The 18,408-nt window shown below is 66.2% G+C and carries 18 protein-coding genes and 2 pseudogenes; 7 read left to right on the forward strand and 13 right to left on the reverse strand.

Annotated features, from left to right (window positions below):
- Positions 1-27 precede the first annotated feature (27 nt).
- Together AC3IT0_RS17550 and AC3IT0_RS17555 are read left to right on the forward strand one after the other, a co-directional pair.
- A complete protein-coding gene (locus AC3IT0_RS17550; RefSeq protein ID WP_489320953.1) occupies positions 28-150 on the forward strand; it encodes a ribosomal protein bL36 in 123 nt (40 codons plus the stop codon).
- A 108-nt stretch (positions 151-258) separates the two neighbouring features.
- Positions 259-516: a hypothetical protein gene (locus AC3IT0_RS17555; protein WP_489320954.1), complete on the forward strand. Its 258-nt coding sequence runs from the start codon at positions 259-261 to the stop codon at positions 514-516.
- Between the two features lie 56 nt (positions 517-572).
- Here the strand turns inward: AC3IT0_RS17555 and pta are convergent, their stop codons facing one another.
- A complete protein-coding gene (gene pta, locus AC3IT0_RS17560; RefSeq protein ID WP_489320955.1) occupies positions 573-2,657 on the reverse strand; it encodes a phosphate acetyltransferase in 2,085 nt (694 codons plus the stop codon).
- Positions 2,658-2,930: 273 nt separating this feature from the next.
- Between pta and AC3IT0_RS17565 the strand changes: the two genes are divergently transcribed.
- Together AC3IT0_RS17565 and AC3IT0_RS17570 are read left to right on the forward strand one after the other, a co-directional pair.
- Positions 2,931-4,268, forward strand: a complete 1,338-nt coding sequence (locus tag AC3IT0_RS17565) for an MFS transporter (protein WP_489320956.1) — start codon at positions 2,931-2,933, stop codon at positions 4,266-4,268.
- A 179-nt stretch (positions 4,269-4,447) separates the two neighbouring features.
- Positions 4,448-4,603, forward strand: a pseudogene (locus AC3IT0_RS17570) (TetR-type transcription factor C-terminal domain-containing protein); the annotation flags it as partial.
- Between the two features lie 38 nt (positions 4,604-4,641).
- Here AC3IT0_RS17570 and AC3IT0_RS17575 read toward each other — a convergent pair.
- From AC3IT0_RS17575 to AC3IT0_RS17585, 3 genes are all read right to left on the reverse strand, one after another.
- Positions 4,642-5,037: a VOC family protein gene (locus AC3IT0_RS17575; RefSeq protein ID WP_489320957.1), complete on the reverse strand. Its 396-nt coding sequence runs from the start codon at positions 5,035-5,037 to the stop codon at positions 4,642-4,644.
- 142 nt (positions 5,038-5,179) lie between these two features.
- Complete coding sequence (locus AC3IT0_RS17580) at positions 5,180-7,234, reverse strand: S1 family peptidase (protein ID WP_489320958.1); 2,055 nt, start codon at positions 7,232-7,234, stop codon at positions 5,180-5,182.
- A 90-nt stretch (positions 7,235-7,324) separates the two neighbouring features.
- Positions 7,325-8,020, reverse strand: a complete 696-nt coding sequence (locus AC3IT0_RS17585) for a tyrosine-protein phosphatase (protein WP_489323835.1) — start codon at positions 8,018-8,020, stop codon at positions 7,325-7,327.
- Between the two features lie 187 nt (positions 8,021-8,207).
- On the opposite strand from AC3IT0_RS17585, the gene AC3IT0_RS17590 reads away from it, so the two are divergent.
- On the forward strand, positions 8,208-9,026 hold the full coding sequence (locus AC3IT0_RS17590) for an SGNH/GDSL hydrolase family protein (RefSeq protein WP_489320959.1): 819 nt from the start codon (positions 8,208-8,210) through the stop codon (positions 9,024-9,026).
- Positions 9,027-9,059: 33 nt separating this feature from the next.
- On the opposite strand, the gene AC3IT0_RS17595 is transcribed toward AC3IT0_RS17590, so the two are convergent.
- From AC3IT0_RS17595 to AC3IT0_RS17625, 7 genes and pseudogenes are all read right to left on the reverse strand, one after another.
- Positions 9,060-9,668: a GNAT family N-acetyltransferase gene (locus AC3IT0_RS17595; protein WP_489320960.1), complete on the reverse strand. Its 609-nt coding sequence runs from the start codon at positions 9,666-9,668 to the stop codon at positions 9,060-9,062.
- A 171-nt stretch (positions 9,669-9,839) separates the two neighbouring features.
- Positions 9,840-10,133 (reverse strand): annotated as a pseudogene (locus AC3IT0_RS17600) (enoyl-CoA hydratase/isomerase family protein); the annotation flags it as partial.
- Between the two features lie 122 nt (positions 10,134-10,255).
- A complete protein-coding gene (locus tag AC3IT0_RS17605) occupies positions 10,256-11,014 on the reverse strand; it encodes a GolD/DthD family dehydrogenase (protein ID WP_489320961.1) in 759 nt (252 codons plus the stop codon).
- 15 nt (positions 11,015-11,029) lie between these two features.
- Positions 11,030-11,488, reverse strand: coding sequence for a ribose-5-phosphate isomerase (locus AC3IT0_RS17610; RefSeq protein ID WP_489320962.1), 459 nt, complete (start codon positions 11,486-11,488; stop codon positions 11,030-11,032).
- Positions 11,489-11,511: 23 nt separating this feature from the next.
- Positions 11,512-13,239, reverse strand: coding sequence for a dihydroxyacetone kinase family protein (locus AC3IT0_RS17615; RefSeq protein WP_489320963.1), 1,728 nt, complete (start codon positions 13,237-13,239; stop codon positions 11,512-11,514).
- A 42-nt stretch (positions 13,240-13,281) separates the two neighbouring features.
- Positions 13,282-14,604: an MFS transporter gene (locus tag AC3IT0_RS17620; RefSeq protein ID WP_489320964.1), complete on the reverse strand. Its 1,323-nt coding sequence runs from the start codon at positions 14,602-14,604 to the stop codon at positions 13,282-13,284.
- 82 nt (positions 14,605-14,686) lie between these two features.
- Entirely contained in the window at positions 14,687-15,814 is a 1,128-nt protein-coding gene (locus AC3IT0_RS17625) for a zinc-binding dehydrogenase (RefSeq protein WP_489320965.1), read from the reverse strand.
- A 159-nt stretch (positions 15,815-15,973) separates the two neighbouring features.
- On the opposite strand from AC3IT0_RS17625, the gene AC3IT0_RS17630 reads away from it, so the two are divergent.
- Positions 15,974-16,978, forward strand: a complete 1,005-nt coding sequence (locus AC3IT0_RS17630) for a sugar-binding transcriptional regulator (protein WP_489320966.1) — start codon at positions 15,974-15,976, stop codon at positions 16,976-16,978.
- On the opposite strand, the gene AC3IT0_RS17635 is transcribed toward AC3IT0_RS17630, so the two are convergent.
- A complete protein-coding gene (locus AC3IT0_RS17635; RefSeq protein ID WP_489320967.1) occupies positions 16,943-17,605 on the reverse strand; it encodes a pentapeptide repeat-containing protein in 663 nt (220 codons plus the stop codon). The genes AC3IT0_RS17630 and AC3IT0_RS17635 overlap by 36 nt on opposite strands.
- Complete coding sequence (locus tag AC3IT0_RS17640; protein WP_489320968.1) at positions 17,605-18,063, reverse strand: SRPBCC family protein; 459 nt, start codon at positions 18,061-18,063, stop codon at positions 17,605-17,607. Before AC3IT0_RS17640 ends, AC3IT0_RS17635 begins: the two co-directional genes overlap by 1 nt.
- A 134-nt stretch (positions 18,064-18,197) precedes the next feature.
- Between AC3IT0_RS17640 and AC3IT0_RS17645 the strand changes: the two genes are divergently transcribed.
- Positions 18,198-18,371, forward strand: coding sequence for a CsbD family protein (locus AC3IT0_RS17645; RefSeq protein WP_058931408.1), 174 nt, complete (start codon positions 18,198-18,200; stop codon positions 18,369-18,371).
- Positions 18,372-18,408: the final 37 nt, after the last annotated feature.

Here is an 18,408-nt window from a genome sequence, read left to right on the forward strand (position 1 = left end):
TATAAGTTGCCCCGCGGATGCTTTATCATGCATCTCAGAAATTCCCTCCGCGCCCTGAAGAAGGTTCCTGGCGCCCAGATCGTCCGACGGCGGGGCTGCACCTTTGTGATCAACAAAAGGAATCCGCGGATGAAGGCCCGCCAGGGCTGAGGCTGCGGACCGGCGCACGTCGCGCCTACCGTTGCGCCGACCGTTGCGTCAGCCACGGCAGGCGCTTAGAGTCGGCGGACACGTTGCACTACGCAGAGAGGGACTTCCATGCCGAACGACACCACTCAGCCCGACAACACCGAACCCGAGACGGCCCAAACCGCCTCCGGAACGAAGGACCCCACCGGCGTCGAGGGTTCCAACCCGGCCCTGGACGACACCGGAAACCCCAAAGCCGAAGAGGTGGGCGAGGCCCCTGAGCAGCCCCAGGATCCGCAAAACCTGGACCTCACGCCCGAAGGACTCTCCGATGAGCCGGCCAAGGAAGAGGACCCGGACAGCGTGGCCAAGCCGGAGAACAGCTAAGCCAGCGAGCTGGGATCGGCGACGGCGGCACCCAACCCGGGTGCCGCCGTCGGACGTTAACGCTGGGAAACCGGAACCTGCGCCTGGATGGCTGTGATGGCCACCGTGTTCACGATGTCCTCCACGGTGCAGCCGCGCGAGAGGTCGTTGACCGGCTTGCGCAGGCCCTGCAGGACGGGCCCGACGGCGACCGCGCCGGAGCTCTGCTGCACCGCCTTGTACGTGTTGTTGCCTGTGTTCAGGTCGGGGAAGATGAACACGGTCGCCTGGCCTGCCACCGACGAGCCGGGCATTTTGGACTCCGCGATGGAGGCGTCCACGGCGGCGTCGTACTGGATGGGGCCCTCGACGGCGAGATCCGGGCGGCGTTCACGCACCAGTTCGGTGGCCTGCCGGACTTCGTCCACGGCCTCGCCGGAGCCCGAGCCGCCGGTGGAGTAGGACAGCATGGCCACGCGCGGCTCCACCCCAAACTGCACAGCGGTTTCGGCCGAGGCGAGGGCGATGTCCGCGAGCTGCTCCACGTTTGGGTCCGGGTTCACGGCGCAGTCGCCATAGACCAGCACGCGGTCCGGCATCAGCATGAGGAACACGGAGGACACGATCTTCACGCCGTCGCGCGTTTTGACGAACTCCAGCGCCGGCCGGATGGTGTGCGCCGTGGTGTGCGCCGCGCCGGACACCATGCCGTCCACTACCCCCAGCTGGACCATCATGGTGCCGAAGTAGCTGCCATCCTGCATGATTTCCAGCGCCTTGGGCAGGTCCACGCCCTTGTGGGCGCGAAGTTCGGCGTACTTCTCCGCGAACCCCGGCCGCAGGTCCGAGGTGGCCGGGTCCACGATATTGATACCGGCGAGGTCGATGCCGTTGGCCGCTGCGAGCTCGCGGACCTGCGAATCCGGCCCCAGCAGGGTGAGATCGCAGACGTCGCGGCGGTGCAGGATTTCGGCGGCCTGCAGGATCCGGACGTCCGTTCCTTCCGGCAGCACCACGTGGCGGCGCTGCCCCCGTGCCCGTTCGATGAGGTCGTGCAGGAACCGGAGCGGGGTCATCCGTTCCAGCCGCGGCAGGTGGAGGCGCTCCACAAGTTCGGCCTCGTCCACCCGTTTGGACCACAGGCCCAGCGCGGAAGCCACCTTGCGGCGGTGCCCGGACCAGATTTCGCTGCGGACCTCGGCGACCCTCTTGGCCGTGGTGTATGTGTCCTGGCTGGCGGCAAACACCGGGAACGGCGCCTGCGCCAGGAGCGGGTAGATGTTGGCGTCCGGGGCCAGGCCACCGGTCAGGATCAGCGCGGACGGAACGGGGAATTCCGGCGAGAACGACGACGCCAGGCAGGCCACCATCACATCCGCGCGGTCGCCGGGAACGATCACCAGGGCGCCCTCGTCGAGCACGTTCAGGAAGTTGCCCACGTTCATGGCCGCCACCTTGATGTCCCGGACGTCGCGTTCCATGTCCGCGAGACCCGCGATCTGGCGCACGCCCAGCGCCGCGGCAACCTCGCCCGTGGTGGGCCGGGCGATCTCCTCCAGTTCCGGCAGGACGTACACGGGCCGATTGGAGGCGCCGGGCTTGATCTCGGCAGCAATGTCCTCCACCAGCTCCGGGTCCGCGCGGTTCACCATGATGGCCAGTAGCGTGCACTTCTCCGCCGCCAGTTCCTTGCGGGCAACCTCGACGGCGGCCGCAGCCTCGGCCACGCTGAGGCCCTTGGCGCCCACCACAGCAACCACCGGCGCGGCCAGGTTGTTGGCCAGCCGGGCGTTGAGGTCAAACTCGACGGCGGCGTCCTGGCCGGTGAGGTCCGTCCCCTCCACGATCACCACGTCGCAGTGCTTGGCGATCTCGGCGAAGATCTCCACGCAGCGGGCATCGATGTCGGCGCGTTTTCCGTCTGCCAGGAGAGCACGCACTTCGGCGGACGTCAGACCGCCACGGCAACGGTCGCCGTCGAGCGCGAAGCGTGATTTCATCAGCGCCACCATGGGGTCGTTGGCGGCGTCCGGGCCGTGGACCACCGGCTTGAAGAACCCGATCCGGTCCGCATGTCGGTGGAGCGTGTCCGCGAGGCCCAGGGCCACGAGCGATTTGCCCGAGCCGGGAGTGGTCGCGCTGACGTAGATGCCTTTGGCCATGGTCCGCCCTTTGCTGTGCTGGTGCCGGTACCAACCATCCTTGCACTTCCCTCCTGCGCGAGAGGACACTTAAGCCCCTCACCCCAGCGCGGGAGCGGGCGACCCAAGGGCCTCAAGTGTCCGTTCGCGCCGCCCGGCGGCACACAAGTGGCAATTTGTTGCCAATCTTGGCAACCGATTGTCATCTGGTTGCTTTTCCAGCTAAGGTTGTGTGCGCGCCAACGAAGCCGTGGGCGCTGTCTCAGAACAGGAAAAGCAATGACGCATAGCCCCTTGCCTACGGGTACTCAGACACATGGCGCGCTCCACCCGCCCGCCGTCTCCAAGACCGAACTGCGGCGCGCCGGCTGGGCCGGGTTCATCGGCACAGTCCTGGAAAACTACGACATGGTTGTTTACGGTGTTGGCACTGCCATCATCTTCAACACCCTGTTCTTCCCCAACGTCTCCCCCGCGGTGGGTTTCATCGCCAGCTTCGGTGCGTACGCCGTCGGCTTCGTTGCCCGGCCACTGGGTGGCCTGTTCTTCTCCCGCTACGGTGACAAGATCGGCCGCAAGTTCGTCCTCGTGGCCACTCTGGCCCTGATGGGCACCGCCACCTTCGCCATGGGCCTGCTTCCCACCTACGAATCCGTGGGCATCCTGGCCCCGATCCTGCTGACCGTGCTGCGGTTCATCCAGGGCTTCGGCGCAGGCGCGGAAATGGCCAGCGCCGTGGTGCTGCTGGCTGAATATGCACCGAAAGGCAAACGCGGAGCCATGACCTCGCTGGTCTGGGCCGGTGCTGCCGTGGGCTCCGTGTTCGGCTCCGGCGCCTGGATCCTGGTCCAGATGATGCCGCGCGAAGACCTCGAGTCCTGGGGCTGGCGCCTTGTGTTCCTGTCCAGCGCACTGGTCACAGTCGCCGCGTACCTGATCCGCCGGAACATGAAGGAATCCCCGGTCTTCGCCGAACTCAAGAAGGAACACGTCGAAGCCGCTTCCCCGGTCTCGGAAGTGCTCAAAAAGGGCCGCCGCCCGCTGCGCCAAGTGTTCCTCATCAACATGGGCACACACGCACACTCCTACATCTACCAGGCGTTCCTGGGCACATTCCTGATCTCCGTGGTCAACATCGACAAGGCCCTCATCCCCCAGATGCTGGCCATGGGCGGGCTCTTCGCCATCCCCGCCGCGCTGATCGCAGGACGCGCCACCGACCGCTGGGGCCGCAAGCCCGTCAACGTCTTCATCCTGGGCTTCCTGTTCCTGTTCTCCTTCCCGGCGTTCTGGCTCAGCAGCACCGGCAACGTCTGGCTGATCGCCCTGGTGTACGCCGTGGGCTTCACCTTCGCCGTAGAGGGCGGTATCGCGGCGCAATCCGCCATGTACGCCGAACTGTTCGGTTCCAAGTACCGCTACGCCGGCGTGGCCATTGCCCGTGAGTTCTCGGCGATCTTCGGCGGCGGCATTGCCCCGATCATCTGCTCGGCCCTGCTGGCGTGGGCCACCAACTCGTACTGGCCCATCGCGGTCTACATGATGATCATCGTGGGCATCTCGCTCTTCCAGGCCATCAAGACCCCGGAGACCAAGGACCGCGACCTCACTCTCGAAGAAAACGCCAGCTAAGCGCGAACGGACACTTGCGGCCCGCCCCCTTGAAGCGCGAACCGGCAGCTGATGACCTCAAATCCGCGATTTGACGTCATCAGCTGCCGGTTCGCGCTGCGTATGTGGGGCGCGGCGCGGGCGACTCAATGGCCTCAAGTGTCCGTTCGCGCCAAGGTGCTGGGCCGCCGGCGCTACAGGAGCGCGACGCCCTGGAACGCCGTCGCGCGTTTGATCACGAGGTGGCCGCCCTGATTTCCGCGGCCCGCGACGAAGGCTCGCTGGGCCGGGACATCGATCCGCACACCGTCACACGCTTGCTGTTCGGCACCATCAATTCAATCGTGGAATGGTACACGCGCAGCACTAGGGGAATGCGCGGCCTGCCGATGCGTCAGAGCTGATATTCGACCTGCGTGCCCAACGTCTCGTGAACGCAGAGGATGTTGTGCTCCGTGTCCATGAACCAGGCGCACTTCTCCGAGTCCGTGGTGCAGATGTGGTTCTCGGTCTTCAGGTTGGGCAGGTCGTAATCCTGGAACCGGACGCCCTTGGCCTCCATGTCCTGCACGGTCCGCTCAATGTCACGCACCTCGAAACTGAGGGCGGTATGCTCGGAGTGCTTCCCGTCCGAGACCGGCATCAACTGCAGCATCGGGCCGCCGTCGCTACCGAGTAATTCGCTTCCATCGTCTGTCATTCCATGGTGCGGGAGGCCCAGTTTTTCGGTATAGAAACTGCGGGCGCGCGCCGCGTCATCGACGGGCAGGATGGTTGTGGCTGTGTTCATGGCTAGGTTCATTTGGCCACCTCCTACGGTGGAAATTTTACGCCGCGGCGGCCCGGAAAGACCCCCAAACCCTCTCTCATATATTGCGGGAAAAACCCCGACGCTCTCTCACCAGTGAGAGAGCGTTGCCGGAAAACGTACATTAAGTGAGAGAGGGTCCGGGGTGATCTTCTTGGCGCTGCCGCTTCCGCCGCCGGGACAACGCCAGCAACACACCGCCGACGGCGAGCGCACCAGCCGCTATTCCCGCGGCCAGGATGAGTCCGGACACGCCGGTGTTGGCCAGGCTCGCCGGCCGGGGGTCGCCCAGCGGACGTACGACGGCGGCGCTCTCATCTGCCGGGGGCACCGCACCGGTCGCGGCCGGTACCTCAGCCGGGGGCGGGGATTGCGGGGCCTGCTCGGAGGGCCGGCTGGCTGGGGCGAAGTCGAAGGCCGCGGCACCGGATGTGCTGAAGCCATTGACCGTTTCGGCCGTGAAACGCAGCGGACCGGCCACAGGCGGGGCAGTAAAGGACCACGCGCCGCCGGCGTCCACGGGGACTTCAAGAGGCGCCTGTCCGCTCACCGTGATCCTGACCTTCGAACCAGCCGCGACGGCCGACGCCGGAGCAGCGGCAACCGTCCCGGTGACGATCTGGCCGGCGTCGAACGTTGCACCCGGAGCGGGCGACGTCACCGTCGGCCTGTTGAGGAAGAGTTCCAGCTGGTAGCCGGGGAGAACGGCCATCGCGTCCTGCAGCGTGGCCGCGATGGCGAAGTTCTTGACGAAGTTGCCATTCTCATCGGGAGTGTCCCCGGCCGAGTGTGTGCCCACCGCGTAGTTCCCGCTGACCCAGGGCCCGCCGGAATCTCCGCCGCTGGACTGGACGTCGAAGGACAGGAATCCGTTGAAGGCCCGCAGGTCCGCGGGCGCCGCGGTGATGCCCTGGACCACGTAGATCCCCACCTCGTCGATGGTTCCGCAGGACCATGCTGATGTGCGGCCGGAGCGGCAGACCGGCATGCCCACAACCGGGGCGGCCGTTCCGATGATCTTGACGTCCGGACCCGGCTCGGACGGATGCCCCCACGTACTGGCGGCGGGCAGTGGGTCAACGTCTGCGCGAAGTTGATCAATAACAGCGATGTCCGTGCCGACGTTGCCGGGGTCATTATCGTTGCCAGGGCGCAGGACTGTGGTGTTCCCGGGTCCCCCGAACTGGCTGAAACCGAACTTTCCGAGCAGCCCGGCAGGCACTCCCTGGAATTGAAGCGTGGCCGACTCCGCGGCGCCGTCAGTGCTGCAGTGGCCGGCGGTGAGGACTGCGGACAGCCCGGCGGGGTCAAAGGCCGAGAAACCTGTGGAACAGATAATGCCGTTGTCAGCGGCGTAGCCCAAACCTCCAGGGACGTCCGCCTCGGGCGCCAGCGGCGCTCCGGCGTCGAGCTCCACGTTGGCGTAGCGGGCCACAAACTCGGCGGGCGAGATCTTGCCGTCCGAGCTTGGGCTGGTGTGGCTCGGAGCGGCGGAGTTCGGGCCGGCGGAGTTCGGGCCGGCGCTGTCGGCCGGATCCGGCACCGTCGCCTCGGTCCCGTTGGTTCCGCCCATGCGGACAACGAACCTGCTGCCCCTGTGCGCCACGGCCTGCAACCCCTCCGCGCCCACGTCGCGGAGGTACGCCTGGTACAACTCCTGCGTGCTCCGGGCCAGCTCGGTCCCGGTCGCCTGAGTGCTGGTTGCCGTCTGGGTGCCGCTTGCGGCCGGCTTGTCGGTTCCGTCTGTAGGAGCGTCCGACGGCGGCGCGGCGGGTGCGGGGTCAAGGGCCACAGCCGGGAGAACCGCGCTGAGCCGGGCCACCTCCGCCTCCAACTCGGCCCCGGTGCCGGCAACCAGAATCCTGCCGGGGTGGAGCCGCGTTCCGAGGTAGCCGGGGATGTCCTGCAGAGCGGCCACAACGTCCGCGGCCTGCCTGCCCAGCTGGCCCGCGGCGGCGAACTCGTCGGGGGTGAGGCCAAGATCGCGCACGGCAGCGTCGTGAAGGCCGGCGTCGCTGGGCTGCGCGCCGCCCGGCTGCACGTCGCTGGCTCCGGAACCTCCCGCCGTCGGGCTTTCCACAGTGTCCGGCGACGCGACGACCGGCTGTTCAGCCGCCCAAGCCGGCACGGCCCCGAGCCCCACGGATAGTGCCACTCCGGCAGCCGCTGCTGCTGCCAATACCCGTCTCAAACTGTTTGCCGTCGCTTTCGTTCTATTCATCGGTATCGCCCCGCCGTGCCAGATACGCGGCCACATACGTCATCGGATTCATGGCGCTACCCGGCTGCCGAGCAGGTTCAGGACCGCGCCGAGTTCAACCCCGGACAGGCCGTTGCGCAGCAGGAAGGCACGCGTGTCCAGCTCCCGGACAAACTCCACCACTGTCCGGCCGCGATGCTCCAGCAGGGGTGCCAGTTCGGCGTCGTCGAGGTAGCGTTCGCCCGCGTGCGGCGGGCCGTGCGTCCGGAAGCGTTCGTTGATGCCGCGGGCGGCTTGGGCGTAGCCGTCGGCGATGAGCTCGTCGGAGTCGCCGGCCAGGTCCTGCAGCATGGCCGCCACCATCCCGCTCCGGTCCCGGCCCGCCGCGCAGTGAACGACGACGGCGCCAGCTTCGGCCGCGGCAACGGCGCGGAACACCGCCACGAACTTCTTCGGATAGAGCCGGACGTTGTGCAAATAGTGGGCAGGATCGTTGAGGTACGGACCGCAGACAGTGGTGAGCCGGGGATCATCGGGGTCCTCAGTGGGCGCCGAGATGATCCTGACGCCGGACCAGGCCGATTCGGCCACGGCGGGGTCGGTGTCCCGGCGCTGCGCTTCACGGGAGTTACGCAGATCCACCACGGTGCGGACGCCGTCGTCGTACGCCTGCCGCCAGCCTGCCTCGGTGAGCCATTCGCGGCGGCCCATCCGGTAAACGCGGCCGGCAACATGCCAGGCATTCACGGCCCCGTCCCAGCCCACAGCCCCGCCTGTCGTCTCCACCCGGACAGCTAACCACAAATTCCTGCATGCGCGTGGCAGGTAGTGGGGCAGGTAGCCGCGCGGAAAATCGAGTACCCCGGGTCCGTGACGGGCTTATGTGTGTGGCGTACGGTGGCTGTTACATGCCTGTCTCACATGTCCAATTGATAGTCAAAAGGGGAAATCGATGGCAACTTCAGCAGCACGACGGCGGCGCTCGGCTTTTGCGGCAGGGCTCGCCACGATGGCAATGGCACTGGGTTTCACAGCCATCCCGGCCGAAGCGGCGCCGCCGCCCCAGACCGACTATGTGGCGCTGGGCGATTCCTACGCCGCGGGAGTAGGCGCGGCCCCTTATACGGACCCCACCTGCGATCAAAGCCGTAAGGGATACCCTGTGATAGCTGACAATCTCCGCAACGTAGAACTTACGGCAAACGCAGCTTGTTCGGGTTGGAAAACTTTCCAGGTCAGGGATGCTGCGCTCCTGAAGGTCACTGGTGACACCGACATTGTGACGGTGACGGCCGGCGGGAACGATCTTGAGTCCATCGCCATCCTGATGGCCTGCGTGCCTGCACCGGAATCGGTGGAGTGCGCCACCGCTCAAGGGGTCGCGATAGCAAAACTGACTGACGGCAGCCTCGCCACGGGCCTGGGAGAAATCGTGGCGGCCATCAAGTCCAAGTCGCCTACTGCCAAGGTGGTCTTCACCGGATACCCCCTGCTGTTCGACCCTGCCCACCCGTTCGCCGGGGTGGCAAATCCCTTGGCCGGAGTACTGAATCAGGTCATCGCAGGCGTGGCAGGAGGGACCGGGTCCACATACGTCAACGTCGCGCCCGCTTTCACCGGCCACGGCATTGGCTCGGCGGATCCCTGGATCAACTACAACCCGGCAAATCCGCTCGATAGTGCCAACTTCCACCCCAACGGTGAAGGCTATCGACACGGATACTTTGCATCGTTGGCCAGCCAGGATGCCTTCGTTGTGACGGCGCCTTAGCTCCACCCCGTACGATCTGCTCGCCAAGCATCGCTAGCGGTGCTTGGCGAGCCTGTGCTCCAGCCCGTTCCGGACCATGGGCCACTCGTGCTCCAGGATTGAAAACACCACAGTGTCGCGCAGGACGCCGTCGCTGGTCCGGCGGTGGCTGCGCAGCACGCCGTCCTGCTTCGCACCCAGCCGGGCGATCGCTTCCCGCGACTGGTGGTTCAGCCAATGCGTACAGAACTCCACGGCCACGCAGCCCAGTGTTTCGAACGCGTGCCGCAACAGCAGCAGTTTGGAGTCGGGGTTGGTGCCGGTGCCGTGGACGGACGCGGCGTTCCACGTGTAACCGACCTCCACCCGGGGCGTGCCGGCGTCGATATTGCAGTACGTGGTCATCCCAATGATCCGGTCCGGGTCGCCGGTGGCGGGATCGATCAGCCGCGTGGTGAACGGCAGCATGGACCCCTGCTCCTGCATCGCCAGCCTGCGGTCGATCTCCGCGGCCATCCCGTCCGGCGCGGGCACGGATGTGTACCAGAGCTTCCACAGCTCGCCATCCTGCGCGGCCGCCACCAGACCATCATAGTGTTCTCGCTTCAGCGGCTCAAGAATCACGTGCAGGCCGGTCAGGGTGAGGGGTTCAAAGAGGGTCACCCGGAAATCCTACTCAGCCCAGTCGAAGAATCCCTTGCCGGTCTTTCGGCCCAGCTCGCCGCGGGGCACCGAGGAAGTTCTGCCGGCGTTTGAGTTCGCAGGCCAGGCCGTTGACGGACAGGGGCGACGTGTTGGAGGCCAGGTACGCGTCCTCGGCCAGCCGCTCCTCGATATGGTGGAGTTGATGCCCTGCACGGCGTCGTCCCGGCGCCGCTCGCGCAACTGAGCGATGTCGGCACCCGAGGCGAAAACGCCGTCGACCCCGGCGATGATCAGGACTTTGGGATTCTGCTCCAGGGCCGCGCAGACCACGTGCAGTTCGTCCACCATCTGCTGGTCGATGGCGTTCCGGACCTCCGGGCGGTTGAGCAGGACCACCACCCGGTCATCCCGCTCCTCGACCAGGAGGGTGCTGAAGTCACGGGTGCTTAAGTGTCCGTTCGCGCCGTCTGAGGGGGTGGGCATCAGACACAAATTCTTTACGCCCAGGGAGCCGGGGCCGGACAAGAATTAGTTTCCGACCGATCGTTTTGCAACCACTGCACGGCAGCGCAACGTCTCCCAATGCCCACCCTCCGGGAGGCCGCTCAGATACTTGAGTAGCCGCCGTCGATCAGGATATTCTCTCCGGTGATCATCCCGGCCTGGCTGCCGGCGAGGTACGCGATCAGGGAAGCGACTTCCTCGGGCTGCGCAAAGCGACCCACAGGAATCTGCTTCTTCAAGGCCTCCCCCTTCTCGCCCGCCCAGGCGAGCTTGCCCAGCGGGGTCTCGACGACGGTGGGCGATACCGAGTTGACCGTCACGCCCATCGGCGCCCATTCCATCGACAGCACCCTGCTCATGCCCACCACGGCGGCCTTGCTGGCGCAGTACGCAACGTGGGAGTCGAGGCCGATCACGCTGGCCTGGGAGGCCAGGTTGATGATCCGCCCGTAGCCCTTGGCGGTCATCACGCGGCCGGCGGCCTGGGCCATCTTGAACGTGGCGCCCAGGTTGACGTTTATGGTGGCGTCCCACATTTTCTCGCTGAGTGTGAGCGCCTTGTCCAACAGCGCGATGCCTGCGGAGTTCACCAGGATGTCCACGGTGCCCGCCACGGATACGGCTTCGTCGATCACCTGGGTGGCGGCGCCCGGCGCGGTCAGGTCCTTCGCGATGCCGTGGTGGCCCGCGCCCGGGAGCCCGGCCATGGCTTCCGCCACGGACTCGCTGAGGTCAACTCCCACCACGCGGGCTCCGCGTGCGGCGAAGTAGTGCGCTACGGAGTGTCCGATGCCGCTGGCGGCGCCGGTGATGACGGCCACCTGTCCGGCAAATTCCTGTGTTGCGGTGTTCGTGGTCATAAGTTCAGTCCCTTCTCAGTTCTCGTAGCCGCAGATGGCGGCTACTTTGTCAGCCGAGGCGCCGCTTTCGTCAAATGTGTACTCCACCCACTCGCGGGCGAGCCGGCGGGCCAGTTCCAGGCCGATGACGCGCTGGCCCAGGCAGAGAATCTGGGCGTTGTTGCTCAGGACAGCACGTTCCACGGAGAAGGAATCGTGGGCCGTTACGGCACGCACACCCTTGACCTTGTTGGCCGAAATAGCCACGCCCAGACCGGTGCCGCAAACCAGCAGGGCCCGGTCCGCGCGGCCGTCGGCCACCATGCGGGCTGCCTCGACGGCGATGTGCGGGTACGCGGTGTGGCCGTCTGTACCGACGCCCACGTCCACCACGTCCGCAACCAGCCCATTGGCGGCGAGGTCCTGCTTGAGGGCTTCCTTGTATTCGAATCCGGCGTCATCGCAGCCCACAACGATCCTCAGTTTGTCGCTCATGTCAGGTGTTCCTTTCAAGGGGTTTAAGGTCGGTTGCCGGCGGGCGCGGGCAGTTCGGCGAGTCCGCTGACGAGCATGCCCATCGAGGTTGCCCCGGCGTCCGGGGTGCCCACGGACTTTTCCGCCAGCGGCCGGGCCCGGCCCAGCTTGGGCGTCAGGGCAGCGGTGTCGGCGGCCTTCTGCACGGCAACCGCCGCGGCAGCCTGCCACGAGGCCGGGAACCCGAGGCCGCGTCCGACGCCGGACTTGAGTTCAGCGACGAACGGCAGCAAGGCGTCCACCAGGGTCTTGTCCCCGATGGTTGCCCGGCCCAGGTCCAGGATGGCGCCGGTGAATGCCTCCGCCGCCGCGACATAATCCGCCTCGGAGTACGCGGCGCTGTTATCGCCAAGCGACGCTCCGGCGCCTTCCAGGGCGGCACCCCACAGGACGCCGGAGGTCCCGCCGGCGTATTCCGCCCAGGCCTGGCCCGCTTCCTGCAGCAGGAACGCGACGCCCGCGCCGTCGTCGTACGCTTTTTTCCCCGCCTTCACGGCGGCATCGATGCCTTTGACCATACCCCGGCCGTGGTCGCCGTCGCCGGCAACGGCGTCGATTTCGCCCAGGGTCTGCTCGTTGGCGTGCAGGATCCGGGACATGGTTGCCAAGCCGTCGACGGCGGTGCGCGCCAGGACACGGGCGGCCGGGCTGGCCTCCGGGATAACCCGTTCCTCGAGGACGCTGGTTCCGCTGTCCTGAGCGAAGCCGCCGATCGCAGCAATCGGCGCGCGCTGCTTGCGGTAGGCCGGCGTGTAGGCGTCCGCGGTCCAGAATGTCTCCAGCTCCTCGTCCAGCCACATCAGCGTCAGCGAGGCTCCGCCCATGTCCAGGCTGGTGACGAGCTCGCCCACCTCGACCTCCACCACTTCCAGTCCGGCTTGGCGCAGGAGCCGTGCCACGGTGCCCCACAGGAGGAACAGCTCCTCATATTTGGTGGTGCCCAGGCCGTTGAGGATGGGTGCCACGCGCTTGGTGGCGCCGGCCGGCGCGGCCGCCAGGACGGACCTGACCAGCAGTTCGGCCAGTTCCGCGGCCGGCGGCATGGCCTGGTCGCGGATGCCCGGTTCGCCGTGGATGCCCAGGCCGAGGCCCAGGTGCCCCTCCGGTACTGCGAACAGCGGCTTTTCCGCGCCCGGCATGGTGCAGCCGGAAAAGGCGACGCCGATGGTCCGGGTTGCGGAGTTCGCGGCCCGCCCGGCGCGCTCGACGCCGTCGAGGTCCAGGCCTGCCGCCGCGGCGGCACCCATCACCTTGAAAACGGAGAAGTCGCCGGCGATGCCACGGCGCTTCTCTTCCTCGGGGGCCGAAGCGATGTCATCGGTGACCACCACGATGCGGGTGTCGATGCCTTCCTTGCGGAGACGCTCGGCGGCAATGCCGAAGTTCATGTTGTCCCCGGCGTAGTTGCCGAAGCTGAGGATTACGCCACGGCCCTGGTTGGCGGCCTTGGCCACCGAGTAGACCTGCGCGGCGGACGGTGAGGTGAAGATGTTCCCCACCACGGCGCCGGTGGCGAAGCCGCTGCCTACCAGACCGGCGAAGGCCGGGTAGTGCCCGGAACCGCCGCCGATGACAATGGCCACCTGCGGTTCGCCGGAACGCAGTGTCACCGCGCCGCCGGGCACACCACGCAGGCGGTCGGCGTAGACGTCCAGGAAACCGGTGAACTGGTCCTCGGAGAATTCGGCGGGGTCGTTGTAGATCTTGGTCATGGCAGTGGCTCCAAAGCTTTCATAGTTCTGGTGTTTCTTGGGTCAGTGCTGGCGGCGGCCGGCAGTGTCTTCGGGGACTTTGAGGAAGGAGACCAGCACAAACGCTGCTGCGTACAGGGCTACGAAGGCCCAGACGACGCCCTCGCCCCCGCCCCACGGCAGGACAACAGCGACGACGGCGGCTCCCAGGAAGGCAGCACCCCCGGCGGCGGTGGTGTACATGGCCATGGCGGCGCCCTTGTGGTCCGGGGTGAGCGCGGGCATGATGGCGCCCATCGGGACGAAGCCGGCCAGCATGATGCCAAAGAACATACCGGCGGCACAGCTGAGCGCAAAGCCCAGGTCAGAGCCCGGCTCCACCAGATGCGGCACGTACCACCAGGCCAGCAGACCGATCGCTGAACCGGTGACACCGAACCACTTGACGGTGCGCTGCCATCCCCACTTGTCGCCTATGGCGCCGAAGAGGGCGTTGAAGGCCACGTTGGAGGCGTACACCAGGACGGTCATGGTGAGCCATTGGCTCTGGCTCCAGCCGAGTTCACCGGCGATCACCGCGGGCAGGATGATGAACATGCCGAACTCGGGCGCCGTGTTGATGATCCGGACCAGGAAGCCCATGAGGGTCTTTTTGTTGGTGGCCAGCAGGCGGACCCCGGAGGTCAGGACACGGGCGGCGGATTCGCCGGCGGGTACCAGCCTGGCGCGGCCGCGCTGTTCGCGGACGCCGAACCAGGCGATGAGGAAGCCGGCAGCCACCAACAGGCTCGAAGCCCACATGGTCTGGTATTCGCCCGCCGCGCCGCCACCGAACATGGGGATGGAAAACACGGCGAACAGGGAGCCCAGGGTCGGCAGGCCGCCGGTGAACATGACATAGAACCAGCCGACGGCGGTGCCGTTGCGCTTGCGCGGGACCACCGCGTTGATCCACACCAGGAAGGCGAACGCGAACAGCGGGAAGCCGAAGCCGCGCAGGAAGTAGCTGACGAAGACGCCGGGAACGGAGCCGGCCTGAAGGGCCAGCAGGAAGGCGGCCTCGAACACCATCCACACGCCGAAGCCGAGGGCCATGACTTTCCGGGGGCCCCACAGGTCCGACAGCGCTCCGGAGAGATAGGAGCCCACCAGGACGGCCACCCCGTACATCGTGATGATGTTGGCCACCAGGGCCGGGCCGGTGCCCAGGGCCTGTGCCAGGTGTGGCGAGAGGAAGTTCGACTCCACACCGTTGCCGGTCATAAAGACCAGGACGCCGAGGAAGCCCCAGCGCAGGGAGTGCGGGATGCCGATCCGGTCAAGCCGGGTCTCGTGTGCCGTCTGGGTTGCCTGCAGCGGGGCGGCCGCGGTGGCATGTGAAGTCATGGGAAAACGCCTTTGTTTCGGGGACAGGTTGGACTGGTTGAATTGGAACCTGCGGGGCCCTTGGGGCCCGCAGCGGGCCGGACTAGTGTCCGGTGCCGGGCAGGATGGAAACCTTGACGGAAGCCCCGGCCGTGTCGCCCACAAGATCCAGCGCGTCCTGGAACCTGTCGAGGGGGAACTGGTCGGTGCAGATCTCGTCCATCGGCAGGATGCCGGATTCGATCATCTTGATGGCCGCGGGCCAGCAGTGCGGACCCAGGTGCGCGCCTCGGACGTCGAGTTCCTTGTCGTCGCTGATGATGGACCAGTCCACGGAGACGTTGGCACCAAACACGGAGTACTCGACGTAGGTTCCCAGCTTGCGCAGCAGGTTCAGGCCCTGGCCCACTGCCGAGGGGTGGCCGGTGGCTTCGATGTAGACATCGGCGCCATAACCGTCGGTCATGTCCTTGACCAGCTGGACGGCATCCTCGCGGCCGACGTTGATAACGACGTCGGCTCCGCACTTGCGCGCCAGGTCGAGTTTGGCGTCGGACATGTCCAATGCGACGACCTTCAGGGCGCTCTTGGCCTTGGCGCCGGCGATCATACCGAGGCCGATCGGGCCGCAGCCGGCGATCACCACAACATCGTTGAACTGGATGTCAGCGCGCTCCACCGCGTGCAGCGAACAGGCCAGCGGTTCGGCAAACGCGGCGTGCTGCGGCGCGAGGTCCTTGGCGACTTTGTGCGCCCTGGCGTTAGGCGGAACCACGAGGTACTCGGCCATGGCGCCGTTGTAACCCCGGAAGCCGAACATGTCGTGGGGCCCGCACATCCAGTACTGGCCGCGCTGGCAGTAGCGGCACTCCTCGCAGGGGACGATCTGCTCGCAGGCCACCCTGTCGCCGAGCTCAAGCCCGTGGTGGGCGAGCGCGGTGGCGGTGCCGCCCACGATCGTGCCAACGAACTCATGGCCCGGCGTCACACCCTTCTGCGCCCAGGCCGGACGGTTTTCGTCGCCCCAGAATTTCGGTGCGCCGTGGTAGCACTTGAGGTCGCTGGCGCAGACACCCACAGCCTCGACCTTCATCAGCAACTCATCCTCGGCCGGGACGGGAGTTGCGATTTCCTCCAGGACGTAGTTCTCCGGTCCGTGACAAATGACGGCCTGCATCGTTGCCGGCAAGGTGCTGACGGCTTCGGCAGCCTTTGCGTACGTGATTGACATGGTTCCCCCTCCGGGAAGTGTGACGCGGATCAATGAATCCAGTGTGCTGCGGCGCTGAACAAATGTCAAGAACATCGGTTCACACGCACGTTCTTGTGAAATTATGTTCACGGGCGGCTATCATGGAACCATCTGATACGCGAAGGAGGGGGCGGATTCATGGCGGACACCACTGCGGAGCCAGCGGGAAGCAACAGCAAGTTTGCGCTGGACACGCTCTACCAGGCGGCGCGGATGTACTACCTCGAAGACGCCAACCAGGCGCGCATCGCCGATGCCATGGACGTTTCCCGGCCAACCGTGAGCCGCCTGCTCGCGGAGGCGCGGCGGATCGGCATCGTCAAAATCGAAGTGATCAATCCGTCCAAATCAGCATCCGCCGGACTCGGGTTGGAGCTTGCCTCGGCGCTGGGCCTGCAAAGGGTATATCTGGCGGACGGCGACCAGTCGAATCGGCTCCGGACCGGCCTGCTGGCCCCGGTCACCGAAGCCATCGAAGACATGGATCTGGCTCCGGGCGACGTGCTGCTGGCCTCCTCGGGGCGCACCGTCTACGAACTGAGCCAGGCCGCGCTACCCAAATTGCCTGGGGTGATTGTTGCTCCCTGCAGCGGCGGCCAGACCGAACCGGAGCCCTGGCATCAAACCAATGAGATTGCCCGTTCCCTGGCCGAACGCACCGGAGCGCAGCCGGCCTTCCTCTGGACGCAGGCCTTGCCCTCGCCCGAAATGCACGGTTTCCTTCAGCGGGACCCGGATTTCCAGCGGATCCAGCGGCTGTGGGAAACAGCCAAGGGGGCGCTGCTGGGCGTCGGCGCCCCGCCGACCACCCGAACGTCCATCTCCCGGTTCATCCCCAAGGACGACGACTCACTGGCCCGCGCAGTAGGGGACATCTGCCTGAACTTCTTCGACATTCGCGGAGCCAGGGTGGACTTCCCGGGCAGCGACCGGATTGTGGCCACTCCACCGGACATTCTGCGCCGCATCCCCAACACCGTCGGCGTGGCGGTGGGTGAAGAGAAAGCCAGCAGCCTCGTGGGCGCGGCGCGGGCGGGCTATTTCGGCAGGCTGGTCACGGACACAAACACGGCAAGGGCTGTCCTGAACTACCTCTCGACCGCGAAGCTACACCACCAGGACGCCGAGGTGCCCAGCCAGTAAAGGCGCCAGCAGGCTCAGCTGGTAGTCGTCGATGACCACGCCAGCCAGGCTGCCGAGGCCGCTGATGGTCCGGAAATCGGTGCCGCGAAGGTCAAAGTCCTTCAGCCGGGCGCCGGTGAGATCCAGCGTTCCGATGGTGCAGTTTTTGAGCACCACCCGCGTCCCGGAGGCGGACCCGAGGTCCAGTTCGTTGATGATGCAGTCGCTGATGACGACATCGGTCAGCTTGGACCCGCGCAGATTCAGGAAGTCCAGCTTGCCGCCGTCGATCCTGACCGACTGCCAGCCGGTCTCATACAGCTCAGCCGAGCCCAGCCGCGGATTGTTCAGCTGCACGTCCCGCCACGTGGAGCGGGCGGCCCGGAACACCGGCGCATACAGCTCGGACAGGATGCAGTCCCGGAAGGTGGCCCCGCGGAGCTGGGTGTCATTGAAGGAGACGCCCTGGAACTCACACTCGGCAAAATCCGTGCCGCTCAGCTCCAGACCGTCGGCGGCCGCCCGGCTGTACCGGACGCCGTCGTACCTTTCACCACGCCGGAAGTCCGGGGCGGGATCATCCCTGACATCCTCCAGGCTGACCGGCGAGAGCCGGGGAGCCGTTACCTTATGGACCCTTGCCGCCACTAGAGCGATTCCGCTTTGGCGGCGATTTCCGCCAGGTCCTTGGTGAGCGCCTTGCGGGTGACGCTCATGCCGAACCTGCCGAACAGGGCCATGCTGACCTTGCTGAGCAGAGTGGGCTTGACCACCTCGGCACCGAACGTCACCGTCAGGTCCGTCCCGCCGTCGCGCTCGGCCAGAGTGAAGCGCGTGGTGTAATCGGCGCCGCCTTGGTGGGCCTTGACCGTGGTACTGCGCGGAGCTTCCGCCTGTGCAACCCACATTTCCACCGTTTCCGCCCGGCCCATCATGGTGCGCGTTTCCTTCCAGCGCGTCCCCTCGCCGTAGGGTCCCTCGCTGAGCATCTGCACGGCGTTGATGCTGGACAGCGTGGCGGCGGAGCCTGGGATGTCCGAGATGACGTCCCAGACCTTGTCCGGACTGGCGTGGATGTGCTGGGTCAGGCTTGTGCTGTGTTCCATGCATCGAGCCTAGCCGGGGGCTCCGACATTCGACAGGCATCTCATATCCGAAGTCCCTTGAAATAGTAAGCATGCTTTGTGTTAGGCTGAAAAAACAGTGTTGATCAACGGGGAAACGAAAGGCGGCCAGACTCATGGGCCTCGGAGACAAGATCAGTAACGAAGCAGAGCATCTGGGCGGCAAGGCCAAGGAAGCGGCCGGCAACGCCACGGACAACGACAAACTCAAGGCCGAAGGGCAGGCGGACCAGGTCAAGGCTGACGCCAAGAAGGTCGGCGAAAACGTCAAGGACACGTTCAAGGACTAGTCCTCCCACAGTCGAACGGCGGCGGATTCCCATGGGG

This window comes from Pseudarthrobacter sp. KH_020_B (assembly GCF_057840185.1).